11 protein-coding genes are annotated in these 13,369 nt (G+C 68.8%); 3 read left to right on the forward strand and 8 right to left on the reverse strand.

Annotated elements, in window-relative coordinates; genetic code table 11:
• Positions 1-308: transposase (locus ACFYUV_RS26610; RefSeq protein ID WP_387672223.1), on the reverse strand; the 308-nt coding region annotated here is incomplete at its 3' end.
• 2,209 nt (positions 309-2,517) lie between these two features.
• Here ACFYUV_RS26610 and ACFYUV_RS26615 point away from each other — a divergent pair.
• On the forward strand, positions 2,518-3,015 hold the full coding sequence (locus tag ACFYUV_RS26615; protein ID WP_387672225.1) for a DUF402 domain-containing protein: 498 nt from the start codon (positions 2,518-2,520) through the stop codon (positions 3,013-3,015).
• 787 nt (positions 3,016-3,802) lie between these two features.
• Here ACFYUV_RS26615 and ACFYUV_RS26620 read toward each other — a convergent pair.
• Positions 3,803-4,258, reverse strand: a complete 456-nt coding sequence (locus tag ACFYUV_RS26620; RefSeq protein WP_387672228.1) for a hypothetical protein — start codon at positions 4,256-4,258, stop codon at positions 3,803-3,805.
• Between the two features lie 211 nt (positions 4,259-4,469).
• Between ACFYUV_RS26620 and ACFYUV_RS26625 the strand changes: the two genes are divergently transcribed.
• Positions 4,470-4,994, forward strand: a complete 525-nt coding sequence (locus ACFYUV_RS26625) for a hypothetical protein (RefSeq protein ID WP_387672230.1) — start codon at positions 4,470-4,472, stop codon at positions 4,992-4,994.
• A gap of 592 nt (positions 4,995-5,586) precedes the next feature.
• On the opposite strand, the gene ACFYUV_RS26630 is transcribed toward ACFYUV_RS26625, so the two are convergent.
• The gene (locus ACFYUV_RS26630; RefSeq protein ID WP_387672233.1) at positions 5,587-6,843 is read right to left on the reverse strand and encodes a glucarate dehydratase family protein; all 1,257 of its coding nucleotides are present in this window, start codon (positions 6,841-6,843) and stop codon (positions 5,587-5,589) included.
• A 107-nt stretch (positions 6,844-6,950) separates the two neighbouring features.
• Between ACFYUV_RS26630 and ACFYUV_RS26635 the strand changes: the two genes are divergently transcribed.
• Positions 6,951-8,423, forward strand: coding sequence for an aldehyde dehydrogenase (NADP(+)) (locus ACFYUV_RS26635; protein WP_387672236.1), 1,473 nt, complete (start codon positions 6,951-6,953; stop codon positions 8,421-8,423).
• 60 nt (positions 8,424-8,483) lie between these two features.
• Here ACFYUV_RS26635 and ACFYUV_RS26640 read toward each other — a convergent pair whose 3' ends face one another.
• From ACFYUV_RS26640 to ACFYUV_RS26660, 5 genes are all read right to left on the reverse strand, one after another.
• Complete coding sequence (locus ACFYUV_RS26640) at positions 8,484-9,392, reverse strand: 5-dehydro-4-deoxyglucarate dehydratase (RefSeq protein ID WP_387672239.1); 909 nt, start codon at positions 9,390-9,392, stop codon at positions 8,484-8,486.
• 25 nt (positions 9,393-9,417) lie between these two features.
• Positions 9,418-10,179: an IclR family transcriptional regulator gene (locus ACFYUV_RS26645; protein WP_387672242.1), complete on the reverse strand. Its 762-nt coding sequence runs from the start codon at positions 10,177-10,179 to the stop codon at positions 9,418-9,420.
• 66 nt (positions 10,180-10,245) lie between these two features.
• On the reverse strand, positions 10,246-11,106 hold the full coding sequence (locus tag ACFYUV_RS26650) for a carbohydrate ABC transporter permease (RefSeq protein WP_387672245.1): 861 nt from the start codon (positions 11,104-11,106) through the stop codon (positions 10,246-10,248).
• Positions 11,103-12,029 (reverse strand): carbohydrate ABC transporter permease, encoded by a 927-nt coding sequence (locus ACFYUV_RS26655; protein ID WP_387672248.1) that lies wholly within the window; start codon positions 12,027-12,029, stop codon positions 11,103-11,105. Before ACFYUV_RS26655 ends, ACFYUV_RS26650 begins: the two co-directional genes overlap by 4 nt.
• Complete coding sequence (locus ACFYUV_RS26660) at positions 12,026-13,333, reverse strand: extracellular solute-binding protein (RefSeq protein WP_387672251.1); 1,308 nt, start codon at positions 13,331-13,333, stop codon at positions 12,026-12,028. Before ACFYUV_RS26660 ends, ACFYUV_RS26655 begins: the two co-directional genes overlap by 4 nt.
• Between the last annotated feature and the right edge of the window lie 36 nt (positions 13,334-13,369).

The following is a 13,369-nucleotide window of genomic DNA, read 5'->3' on the forward strand; positions in this document are numbered from 1 at the left end:
GGCCCGACGTCGGTGAGCACGGTCTTGGACCGGCTGCCGTTGCGGGTGTTACCCGTCTCATTGCCGGAGCGTTCGTGCTTGTCGTGCCCGAGATGATCGGTGATCTCGCCCTCCAGCGCGGACTCCAGCACCAGCTTGGTCAGCCGGCCAAGCAGCCCGTTCTCACCCACCAGCTCCACTCCTTCGGCTCGCGCCTGGTCGACCAGCCTGGCCACCAGCTCCCGGTCCGTCGAGTTGTCCGGCTTCTTGCGCGCCACCGCGGCGTCCTCCAGGTCGATCTCCGTCGATGCCTGGATCACAGTACTCATCAGGGGTGCCCTCCATGATCAGGAGTTACACCGTTGTTCTTACAGTCCCGCCCACGCTCGTGGAACCGCTCACTCCAGCGGAGCCGCACCGTTCGTGATTTGGGCTTCCGGGCAGTCGGCTGAGTTTCGGCTGCGGGTTCAGGGTGCCGTGGGAACCATCGTCTGCCGGATGCGTGGCAATCGTCCTTGATCGATTCTCGGCTGGTTCGGGCCTTCTGCGAGGCGAAGGCGGGGCGTAGGCACTGATCAGGGTCGATCATGGCGAAGCCGAGACGCGGGCGGCGTCTCCGCCGCTGAGGGTGCTCTTGGTTCTCGGCTTCAGGGGGGTGGTACTGGGGCGATTCGCGTCAACCGAGTTATGAGCAGTGGGGTCGACCAGGAGGTGTGTTCGTCGACTGTGTCGGCATCGACGGGCGCCACGGGGAAAGTGTTCCGGTGTAGGGGAGCCGGGGCAGCGGGAGGGTTTTCGCTGGAGCCGCGTGATGTCGGTGCTGCGGCGTTTGCATGCGTGCCTAGTTTTGGAGAGGTGCGGCTGGAGTCGTTCGCCGATGGCTTGATGGAGCAGCAGGCAGGGGGCGGCGCAAGCGGCATGGGGGCGTACTGAGGATGGACATGCTGGGGTGGGTTACAGGGTCTGTTTGGTCGTGATGGAGGCGGTTGTCCCTTCGGGGGAGGGGCTTGGTGCCCGCCTGCTGTCCCATCGACTGCGGGGGGCAGGGCTTACGCGCTCGTGGGGGCTTGGGTGTGAACATCGATGGTGGGTTTGTGCGGTATTGCACGACCCCAAAGGGGCGGCCCGCGCGGGCACAGGTGTAGGGGTTGGTGCTCGCGCGGGCCGGAATGGGGGAACTGGTAGGTGCCCGCGCGGGCAAAATGGAGGGGGATTCTAAGTGCCCGCGCGGGTGTCTATGGGATCCGGTATCGGATCGATCTGTCCTACTTGAACAGGTGGGTGTGGAGCTGTTCGCTGTTTCGGCTTGCTCAGGGTGAAGATTACTAGCCGGTGGCCTAGTTGTGGTAGCGAATTCTTATCTTGATGCTGACGGAACGGCGAAGGTAGACGGTTCAGGGCGAGTGGGGCCAGGTGCTTTTTGTGGCCTTAGGTGTAATTGTCGCGGATTTGAGGGGTTGTCTAGTGGGATTTGAGTCTTTTGAGAGTTTCGAGTTGTGCGGGTTGGTGGCTGGGTGATGCTCTGGGGGAGGGGGTCTTCTTCGACTTGTGACTCCGCTAGGACCCGTGCCTATGTTCCGTCCTCGGTCCCGCGTTTGTGGCGTTCGTAGCAGGTGTGCCAGGGGGCGTAGCATTTTGGGATTTCTCGCTAGGTCGATCCGGTCTCAAAGCGCCAAAGGATTCCCTTCACTGCCTGCCGGTGCCCACGCCAGGGGCGGCCAGGGCCTGCTGCGGACGGGAGTAGGGGGCGGTCTGATCCCATGTTTTGTCGGTCAACTCGCTACGTGTTACCACGGCTCACTATTTAAGTGGGATCCGAGGGAAGTGGTAAGGGGCTCCTTGGAGCGTTCTTCGGCTGAAAGTGTGTGAGCGGGGTAGGAACGGCGAAAATGCCTGGGTCTTTGGGCGATAGGTCGCAGCTTATCAAGCTGATGTTGTTGGGGGCCTGATGAGATGATATTGCCACTGTGTGGTATCTGATGTGCGGTTGTAGAAGTTCCTCGTGGCTTGCTTGAAGTGAGGGTGGGTAAAGGGCGGAGTGCGCTGGCTGAGGATGATGCGGTTCTGGTGATGCATGATGAGCTTTGTTCTGATGAGGGCGTGACTGCTTAGAATGGGTGACTTTCCGGCGGAGGTAGAGCGTGCTGGCCTTGGTGTAGCGCGAGTGGGCTGGCGCTGGACCGGTTGGGAGTACGGGGCGCTCGTCGTTGTGGTCCGCAGGTCAGAAGTCTGAATGCGCTCGGCGTGCACTTGGAGTTATGGACGAGCTGTATTTCTGCTTCCAGTGCAAGTCCCTCAGGGGTCTCAGAGGGTAGTTGGGAGTGGCCGCTGATGGCTGGCTCGTCTTCTAGGAGTTGGTTAAGGGGAAAGTCCGTCGATTCTGGGGAGTGTTGAGTGGCTTGAGGCATGTGCTGTGCGGGACCGAGCCTGTGGCGAGGGGGCGGCTTCAGGGGCTGGGAGAGGGTGGGCTGAGGAGGGGAGGAGAGAGGTGACCTCTCGGTTCTCGTGGTGGGGGGCGACGAAAAGTAGATTTGTTCTATGAGTGATGTACGGGTGGTGTTTCGGAAGTACGGCGGGGCGTTGCACTGGAACCATCCGGGCACGGTGCTCGGGGATGATCAATACGGGGTTTGGGTGGCCGTGCCCGGAGGGACGGTTGCCCGCAAGGGGGATGGGCCGGCGATCACCTGGGACAACCACGCGATCATGCTGTTCCCGCGGGATGCCTGGTGGACGGCATCGTTCAATGCGGCACCGCATCGCACCGAGGTCTATGTGGATGTCACCACGGTTCCCGAGTGGCGAGATGGCGAGGTCACCATGTTCGATCTCGATCTCGACGTGATCAGGAAGCGGGATGGGCGGCTCATTCTCGACGATGAGGACGAGTTCGCCGAGCATCAGGTGGCGCTGGGGTATCCGCCGGAGTTGATCGCCGGGGCGGAGGCGAGCGCGCGGTGGCTGATGGATGCGGTCGGGGCTCGTAGAGGGCCGTTCGGGGGAGCGCACGTGAAGTGGCTTGCGATGATGGAATGAGTGCCGTCGGTCCGGATGGTGGGTGGAGTGGGCGGCAGGCTAGGGCTTGCGCCGGCGGCCGACATGGCAGGGTGCGTTGGAGTGTCGGGTGGGTGGCTGGAGCTGCTCAGGTGGGTGACCTTGGCTTCCGGACGGTGATGGTGATGGGTGGTTGGGGAGCACCTAAACGTGGTGTGAAGCTTGCGTCCGTTGAGGTGCCGCGGGTTCCTGTGTCATGGCTTGTTGTTGGAGAGCGGCTGGTTGTGGCTTCCTTCGCTCGCGCTGGTAGGTGAGTGTTCGCCCGCCTTTGCTGCGCCAAGGCGGGCAATCGATGATCGTGGCAGGGCGGTCTGCGGCCTTCGCCAGGTGGTCGATCACGCTGGGGTCGATCGTCGCGTGGGGCTTCGGCTCGCAGGGCGAGCCATCAGCGACCTCGTGCGGGCTCTCCGGTGTGAATCCGAGGCTTGGAGATCGACGCGTGCCTGGTGCATCGCTGTTCTCTGCGACGGTGGCTCGTTTCGCGACAGAGGCATCGGCGGGTGAGGAGTGAGGCACCGCTGGGTTGGTGTCTGTTCGTCTGAGGGTGTGAGGTGCCGGGTCGCAGGGCGGCGCTACTGATCAGGCGGTTCCGTGTTGCGGTGAGTTGTCGGCGGCTGTCCTGTTGGTGGTGAGGCGTGGGGCTCGCTGTGGGCTGCACCGTTGATGGTCTCTTGGAGCTCCGGGCCCGCTGTTGGCTCGGTTCGGAACGGTGATCGGTCACTGGTTCGTGGCCGGGCTTCGGGGGCTGGTACAGGCCGTTGGAGTGCGGCTACTCAAAGAGGCGGAGCGCGGTTGCGATGGCGGAGAGGCGATGGGGGGACGCCAGGCCTGCGTGGTAGAGGTGGAATTCTGTGGCGCCGGCATCGGCGTACATCTTCAGTTGTTCGGCCAGGGCGGCTGCGTCGGCGGGGCGGGGTGGGAGCGTCAGGACGTAGGCGCCTACTCGTTGGCCGGGCGTGCAGAGGTTCGCCAGGGCTGTGAGGCGGGCGGCGTCGGTGCGGGTGTCGCCCCAGCAATTGCCTACGAGGACGTTCAGGTTCGGGTCGCCCGAGGGGAGGGCGGCGAAGGCGCCGGTAGCCCATGGGTTCGGGTCGGCGTGCAGCGTGATGGGGATGTTCGGCGCTGTTCGCCGGGCGGCTGAGATGAGGCGGTGGCGGAGGGAGGCTGACAGTCTCACCCGGCTTGCTCTTACCTCGTCGGCGAGGGGGCCGAGGGCGAGGTCCATCGTGTCGATGGGGTGGTGGGGGGTGGGATGGCCGGTGGTGTCCGAGGCGGTGGGGGTGCGGACTGTGGTGTTTGGAAATGACCGAGCAGCGCTTTCGGCCGCTACACCCCGGGTGCCTGGCGTTGGGTCCCCTGACGCTCGGGGCGCCGAGCCTCGGGCTTCTGGGGCTCGGTTCTCCGAAGGGAGGGTCCGTGAGGGTGGGGTCTCTGAGGTGAGGAGTCGTGAGGCTGGGGTCTCTGAGGCTTGGGTTTCTGAAGTGGGGGCCTCTGAGGGCGGGGTTTCTGAGGTTGGCCGACCGGAAGCTGGTGTCTCCGAGGCTGACGTCTTCGAGGCTGGGGGCCCTGGAGTTGGGGTCTCCGCGGCCGAGGGCCACGGGGGTGGGGTGCCCAGGAGCGGGGTGCCGGGGCCTGTGGAGGGGGATTTCGGGGGGTGGGGGGTTCGGGAGACGGCCTGTGCGCTGCTTGGAGCTGCGGGCGGCGCGCCTGTCGTGCGTGTGGCCGCGGTGGAGGCGGCTTGGGACAAAGAGGTCGCGGTGGAGGCGGTTGGGGACAAAGAGGTCGCGGTGGAGCTGGTTGAGGTGTCGGCAGCCGAAGGGGCGGTGGTTGGGGTTTCGGAGGCAACGGCGGGGTTGGTTGAGGCGGGTGGGGGGTTGGTGGGCAGGGGGACGGTGGTGGAGGACGGCCTGCCGGTGTCGATGGTGGTGCGGACTTGTGCGGCGGTTTCCGGGGGGTATTGAGGGGCGCAGGCGGTGCAGAAGCACAACGAGAGGAGGGCGGCGTCGGTGGGGGTCCAGTCGGCGCCGGACGTCTTCTCGTGCACGCCCTGATGCCCGAACCCCATCGGCCCGCACGCCTCCAGGATCAGGCCGTCCGGTTCGGCGAGGGTGAGGATCTCCGTGACGAGGGTCTCGCAGTACGCCAGGACGTCCTCATGGGCGGGGCAGAGCGCGTACGGGTACGGGTCGCCGAAGGCGTTGCGCACGACCACCTCGGGGAACCGGCTTCCGAGGTAGGAGTTGTGCGTGAGGACGACCCAGGCGTGGACCTTCAGGCCGGCCTGCCGCAGGGCCGTCTGGGCCTGGAGGTAGGCGTCCGGCGGGGTCCAGGTGGGGGCGGCGGGGACCAGGCGGGACCAGGCATGGGGGCGGATCGGCAGGTAGAAGGCGGGATGGGGTACGTCCAGGACGCGGTGTGCCGGGTGGTACGGCGTGGCGGCGCGGGTGGAGTGGTAGCCGGCGGCCAGGGCGATCGTGTCCACGCCCAACTCGGCCAGGCGGGCGGGGGCGGCCGGGTCGCCGACGACGTCCCAGGGGTAGACGTAGGCGACGTTCACCAGCGAGGGACCTTCGCGGAGAAGGAAGGTTCGATGCGCCGCATGTAGGTCGTGTCGTCGCGGGCGCGGAGGCCGCAGGTCTCGTACTGCTCGTGCATGACCGCCAGCGCGTCGCGGTCCAGTTCGACGCCCAGGCCCGGGTCGGTGGGCACCGGTACGGCGCCGTCGACGAAGCGCAGGCTGCCGGGGAGCACCACGTCCTGGCCGTCCTGCCAGGGGGTGTGGGTGTCGCAGGCGAAGGTCAGGTTCGGGGTGGCGGCGGCCAGGTGGGTCATCGCGGCCAGGCTGATGCCGAGGTGGGAGTTGGAGTGCATCGACAGGTCCAGGCCGAAGGTGCCGCAGAGGGTGGCGATGTGCGCGGATCGTACGAGGCCGCCCCAGTAGTGGTGGTCCAGCAAGAGCACGCCGATCGCGCCGGCGGCGACGGCGGGCGGCAGGTGTGCGGGGGTGACGACGCACATGTTCGTGGCGAGCGGCATCGGGACGGCCCTGGCCACCTCGGCCATGCCCGCGATGCCCGGCGTGGGGTCCTCCAGGTACTGGAGGGCGCCGTCGAGTTCGCGGCCGACGCGGATGGACGTCTCGACGGTCCAGGCGGCGTTGGGGTCCAGGCGGAGGGGGACGCCGGGGAACGCCTCGTGCAGGGCGCGGATGCCGGCGATCTCCTGGTCGGGCGGCAGGACGCCGCCCTTCAGCTTGATCGAGGAGAAGCCGTGCTCCTTGATCAGGAGGCTGGCCTGCGCCACCAGGGCCGCCTCGTCGAGGGCCGGGCCGAAGCGGTCGGGGTCCGCGCCGGGGTGGCCCGCCCACTTGTAGAACAGGTACGCGCTGTAGGGGACGGCGTCGCGGACGCGCCCGCCGAGCAGGTCCACGACGGGCACGCCGGCCGCTTTGCCGCGGATGTCCAGGCAGGCCACCTCGAAGGGGGAGAAGACCCGGTCGACGCTCTTCTCCTTGGTGGCGACGCCGGTCAGTCCGTGCAGGTCGGTGACGACGTCGCCGACGGTGGCCGCGATGCGCGCGTACATCTCGTTGGTCGCGTGGACGTCGAGCCCGAGCAGGACCTGCGCGCACTCGCGGACCTTGGTGAGGTGGCCGAGGTCGCCGTAGGTCTCGCCCAGTCCGGAGATGCCCTCGTCCGTGACGATCTCGACGATGGTCCGCAGGGCCCACGGCTCGTGCACGCCGGCGGCGTTGAGGAGGGGCGGGTCCCGGAAGGCGACGGGGGTGACGTGGATCTGCCGGATAATCATTTCAGAACCGCCGTCCATATATGTGAACGATAGCCAGATTTGTGGACAGGTTGCCGCAACTGTAAGAATCGAGCCGAGAAAGTGTCAAGACTCCGAAGGGCCACTCGATGATCTACGGATACGACCCCAGGACCGGTGAGACCGTGGGCGGCGGCCTGCCCGAGACCGACGGCGCCGGGGTCGACTTGATCGTCTCCGCGGCGACGGCGGCCGGCGCCGCGTGGCGCGCCACCCCGGCCGACGAGCGGGCGGCGGCGCTGGAGGCCGTCGCCGAGGCGCTCACCGCGCACGTGGACGAACTGTGGCAACTCGCCGACCGGGAGACCGCGCTCGGAGAGGCACGGCTGCGGGGCGAGGTGGCGCGTACGGCCGGGCAGTTCCGGCTGTTCGCCCAGGTCGTCAGGGACGGCGGCTACCTGGAGGCCGTCATCGACCACGCGGATCCGGCGCTCACGCCGCCGCGGCCGGACGTGCGGCGGATGAACCATCCGCTGCCCGGGGTCGTCGCGGTGTTCGCGGCGAGCAACTTCCCGTTCGCGTTCTCGGTGGCCGGCGGGGACACCGCCTCGGCGCTGGCCGCGGGGTGTGCCGTGGTGGTCAAGGCGCATCCGGGGCATCCGCACACGTCCGAGCGGGTGGCGAAGATCGTACGGAACGCCCTGCCCTATCCGGACCTGCTCGGGCTGGTGCGGGGGATGCAGGCGGGCGCCGACCTGGTACGCCACCCGCGGGTGGTCGCGGCCGGGTTCACCGGGTCGGTGGCGGGCGGCAAGGCGATCCAGAAGCTGATCGACGAGCGGGAGACGCCCATCCCCTTCTACGGCGAGCTGGGCAGCGTCAACCCCGTGGTCGTGCTGCCGTCGGCGCCGGCGCAGGAGGTGGCGAGCGGGTTCGCGGCGTCGCTGACGCTGGGGGCCGGGCAGTTCTGCACGAACCCGGGGCTCGTGTTCGTGCCCGAGGACGACGAGTTGCGCAAGGCGCTGGTCGCGGCGGTGGAGGGCACGAGCGGCGGCCCCATGCTGGCCGAGCGGATCAGGGACGGATATCTGGGCGGGCTCGGCCGGCTCGGCGAGCTGACCCTGCTGGCGGAGGGGGAGCCGGGGGAGGGGGCCTGGGCGGTGGCGCCCAAGGTGTTCACGACCGATCTGGAGTCGTTCGGCGAGCGGCTGCCGGGGATCGCGGAGGAGTGCTTCGGACCGGCGGCTGTTGTAGTGACTTATCGGGAGGTTTCCGAGCTGAGGAGGGTGCTGGAGCGGCTGGAGGGGTCGCTCACGGCGACCGTTCACGGCGGTGATCCGGACGAGGCCGAGGCGATCGTCGAGGTGCTCGGCCGGAAGGCGGGGCGGCTGATCTGGAACGGATGGCCGACCGGGGTGGCGGTCTGCTGGGCGATGCACCATGGTGGGCCGTGGCCCGCGTCGACGTCGGCGTACACATCGGTGGGGGCGACGGCGGTCGGGCGGTGGGTGGCGCCGGTCGCGTACCAGGACTGGCCGGAGGCGCTGCTCCCGGACGAGCTCAAGGACGCCAACCCCCTCGGGATCCCGCGCCGGGTGGACGGCCGCCCGCGGACGGCGTGACAGGCCGCCCACGGCCTTGGAACGCGGGCCCGCCAGGCGCTTCTCGACGCCAGGAGCGGGTCAGGGCGTGGCCAGTTCGAGGCCCCTCGCGATGAGGCGCCGCAGGGTGGCCAGGTGGTCGGGGGCCGGGTCCGTCAGGGGGGCGCGGACGCCGCCGACGTCCAGCCCCCGCATCCGCACGCCTGCCTTGACCAGCGAGACCGCGTACCCCGGCACCAGGTCCCGCAGCTCCACCAGCGGCAGGTAGAACCCGGTGAGCAGCCGCCGCACGAGCAGGTCGTCCCCGCGGGTCACCGCCTGGTGGAAGGCGAGCGCGATCTCGGGCGCGAAGGCGAACACGGCGCTGGAGTACAGGCTCACTCCGAGCCCCCGGTAGGCGGGCACGGTCAGCTCGGCGGTGGGCAGTCCGTTGAAGAACGTGAACTCCCCGGCGGGCGCGGCCGCGCGGACGGTCAGGATGATGCGCTGGAGCAGGTCGAGGTCGCCCAGCCCGTCCTTGAAGCCGATCACGTTCGGCAGGGCGGCGAGCTCGGCCACGGCGGCGGGGGAGAAGCGCGCGTTCCCCCGCTGGTAGATGACGACCGGCAGGTCGGTGGCCGCCGCCACCTCCCGCACGTACCGCACGAGCCCCGCGGGCGGCGCGCTGACCAGGTAGGGCGGCAGCAGCAGCAACCCGTCGGCGCCGCTGTCGGCGGCGGCCCGCGCGGTGGCCCTGGCGGTGGGCAGCGGCCCGCCCGCCCCGCCGAACACCGGCACGCGCCCGCCCGCCGCCGCCACCGACGTGGCCATGACCTCGGCGTAGTCGGCGAGGTCGAGGGCGTTGTACTCACCGGTGCCGCAGGCGGCGAACACTGCTCCCGCCCCGGCCGCGACCCCGGCGGAGACGTGCTCGGCCAGCACCGGCGCCGAGACGGCGCCGTCGCCGTCGAAGGGGGTCACGGGAAAGAAGAGAACACCATCCAGCCGCATTCGGCAGTCCTTCCAACGAGGGGGTCTAGCGGATGCCCTCCCTGCGCAGAGTGGCAGCCAGCTTGCGGGTGTGCTTGATCACCGCTTCGGTGACGCGCTCGATCTCGGCGGGCGGCGACCCGGCCGGCATCGAGCAGCTGATCGCGTCGGTGGCCGGGATGCGGTAGTCGACCGCCACGGCCACGCAGGCCACGCCGGGGGTGCCCTGCTCGCGTTCGAGGGCCCAGCCGCGGGTGCGGACCTGGTCGAGCTCGCCGGTCAGCTTGGTCAGGTCGGTGATGGTGTGCTCGGTCAGCGCCGGCAGCGGGTCGGGCAGCAGGGCCACGACCTCGTCGTCGGTGAGCTGGGCGAGCAGCACCTGGCCGAGCGCGGTGACGTGGGCGGGCAGCCGCCGGCCCACCCTGGGGATCACGTGACCGGCCTCGCGCGACTCGCGGGTGGCCAGGTAGAGGACGTGGGCCTCGTCCCTGCGGGCGAAGTGCACGGTCTGGCCGATCTCGTCGCGCAGGTCCTCCAGGGTCTCCTGGGCGAAGCGCAGGGCCGGGTCCTTGTCGAGGTAGGCGGTGCCGGTCAGCAGGGCGTGCGGCCCGATCCCGAACGCCGACCTGGTCGTGTCGGTCTCGACCCAGTTGAGTTCGACGAGGGTGCGCATGAGGGCATGGAGGCTGCTGCGCGGGAAGCCGGTGCGCCGCTGGAGCTCCGACAGCGTCATGGGGGCGGCGGACTCCGCCAGGGTCTCCAGGATGCGTACGGTCCGCTCGGCGGACTTGACCAGCTGTGGCTCCATGCTCGTCCCATCTCGGCGGCGGCTGCAGGGTGTCAGGATATGGGATCCCGTCCAGATACATGGACATCAACCCTTGATCGCGCCACTTGTCAGACCCCGCATGAACTGCCGCTGGAACGCCAGGAACGCGATGATCGACGGCAGCAGCGCCAGCAGCGAGGCCGCGAGCAGCACGCCGATGCCGACCTCCTCGTCGGAGCGGAGCGAGCGCAGGGCGATGGGCAGGGTCCAGGTGCTGGAGTCCGTCGAGACGATCAGCGGCAGCAGGTACTGGTCCCAGATCATGGTGAAGCCGAAGACGCCGATCACGCCGAGCGCCGGACGGCACAGCGGCACGATGATCGTCGCGAAGACGCGCAGCTCGCCCGCGCCGTCGATGCGGGCGGCCTCCTCCAGCTCGACCGGCACCTCCTTCATGAACTCCGTCATGACCAGGATCGAGAAGCCCCAGGCGCCGACGGGCAGGATCATCCCGGCGTACGTGCCGATCAGGTTGAGGTGCAGGACGGGCAGGTCGGCGAGGACGAGCGACAGCGGGATCGCGATGATCTCCTCGGGCAGCATCATCGTGGCCAGCATGAGCAGCATCACGACGGTCATGCCGCGGAACCGCTTGCGCGCCAGCGAGTACGCCGCGAACACGCTCACCAGCAGTTGCAGCAGCAGCCCGAATCCCACGACGACGAAGGAGTTGACCAGGTACAGGTAGACGTTCTTCTCCCCGGCCTGGACGAAGTTCTCCAGCGTGAGGTCGTCCGGCCACAACGAGAAGGACGTCGGGTCGAGCGTCCTGCTGAACGCGCTGACCAGCAGCCCCACCAGCGGCCCGGTGAACACCAGGACCATCGCCGAGTAGAGCACGACCTTCCCGAGGGTGGCCGCCGGCCCCTTGCGCGCCTCCAGGCCCAGGGCGCTGTCGAACCTCATGTCGCCTGCCTCCTGCGCAGCGCCTGCACGACCAGGGTGAGCGCCAGCGTGGCCAGGAAGAGCACGATCCCGCCCGCGGCGGCCACCCCCAGCTCGTTCTTCTGGAAGCCGAGCTTGTAGATCAGCGTCATCAGCACCTCCGACGAGCCGTTGGGGCCGCCGTTGGTCAGGACGTAGACCTCGACGAACACCCGCAGCCCGCGGATGGCGGCCAGCGTGAACAGGATCCAGAACACCGGCCGCAACGCCGGCAACGTGATGTGCCGCAGCCGGTGCCGGGTGGCGGCGCCGTCGACGGCGGCGGCCTCGTACAGGCTGCGGTCCACGCCGACCAGACCGGCCAGGAAGATCATCATGTCGTACGGCGTCCCGCGCCAGACGCTCATCATCATGATCGACCAGAGCGAGGAGTCCTCGCTGCCCAGCCACGGCTGCGGATCGACGCCCATCCAGCCGATGACGACGTTGAGCAGGCCGGTGTCGCCCGGATGGAACATGATCCGCCACACCTCGGCGACCGCCGCCATCGTGGTGACGACCGGGAGGAAGGCCGCGGTCCTGACGAACCACAGGTAGCGGGCGGGCCCCTCGATGAGCAGCGCGAGCACGAGCCCGAGCAGGAGCGAGCCGACCGTGGTGCCGAGCGCCAGCACGAGACTGTGCCAGGCGGCCGAGACGAACGCGTCGTCGGCGATGATCGTGCGGTAGTTGCCGAGGCCGACCCATTCGTCGGAGGCGTACTGGACCTTGTTGAAGCTCTTCCACAGGCCGAGGGCCATCGGGATGAACTTGAAGTAGAGGAACAGCAGCAGGGCGGGCGCGAGGAACAGCCAGGCGACCAGCGTTCCGCGCCGCCGCGCCCGCCCGGCGCGGTGGCGCGGGGCGGCCGTCGTGGCCGGCGTCCCCGTGACGGTCGCGGTCATGACGCTTTCTGGCTCCGCAGTTCCTGGTTGAGCCTGGCGGTCAGCTCGGCCATCTTGGCCTTGACGTTGGCGCCGCAGTCGGCCCACACGGTGTTGATGACGTCGGCCGAGTCCTGCCGGATGGGCGCCCAGTTGGGCACCGGCGGCGCGTAGACGGCGTGCTCGTAGGACTCCTGGAACACCTTCCAGCGCGGGTCCTGCCGCTCGGCGGCCAGGTCGACGCCCTTGTTCACGGGCAGGCGGACGATGGCGCCGTTGGCGTCCTTGTTCATACCGATCCGCTGGCCTTCGGGGGAGATCGCGAACTCGGCGAACTTCTTCTGGGCGTCGGCCAGGTCCGAGCCGACCATGAGGTAGACGTTCTCGCCCTCGCCGAGGGTGCCGGGGCCGCCGGACGGGCCCTTGGGCACCGGCAGCACCTCGATCCTGTCGGTCCCGACGCTCTTGACGAAGCGGGCCAGCACGTACGGCCCGACCAGGTAGATGCCGCCCTGCCCCTTCTCGAACACCTCGTGCGTGACGGTGGTGTCGTTGCTCACCGCGCCCGGATTGACCGTCTTGCTCTTGCAGAACTGGTCCTGGAGGAACTGGACGGCCTCGACGGTCCTGGGGTCGTCCGTCATCGCGGCGAACTTGCCGGGTCCGGTGGGCTTCACGAAGTCGCCGCCGTTGGCGTAGACGAGGGAGGAGGCGTACCAGGAGGCGTAGCCGCGCTTGGTGCCGGCCGGGATCACGAAGCCCGCGGTGTCCTGCCGCCCGTCGCCGTCCGGGTCCTTCTCGGTGAAGGCACGCGCGAGCGCGGCCAGGTCGGCCCAGGTCGCCGGCGGACGCATGCCGACCTTCTCCCGCCAGTCCTTGCGCACGATGAGGGCGAAGGCCTGTGCGGAGAAGGGCGCGCCGTAGAACTTGCCGTCGGAGCCGGTGGCCGCCTTCCAGGCCAGGTCCGAGAGCTGGTCACCGCCGGCCAGCCGGCCCTTGTCGACCTCCTGCAGCCAGCCCTGCGAATGCATGTTGCCGAGTTGGGCGGTGTCGTTGATGACGATGTCGGGAAGCGCCTTCTGGGCGGCCTGCTGGTTGAGTTTCGTCTCGAAGTCGTCGAAGAGCGCGACGACTTTGGTCCTGACCCCGGTGGCCTTGGTGAAGGCGTCGGCGAGTTTCACCGCCGTCTTCGCGGAATCGGAGTCGGGCGGTTGCCTGATCCAGATCTCCAGCGTGTCGTTCCTGCTCGATCCCCCGGAACCGCAGCCCGTCAGCGTTGCGGCCAGGGCCGCGACGAGCGCGGCCGCCAGCAAACGGCGTGACATCAGACCGCCTCCCGTTCACATACGTGGACACGTGTC

It is taken from the genome of Nonomuraea sp. NPDC003560 (assembly GCF_042878785.1).
GTDB lineage: Bacteria > Actinomycetota > Actinomycetes > Streptosporangiales > Streptosporangiaceae > Nonomuraea.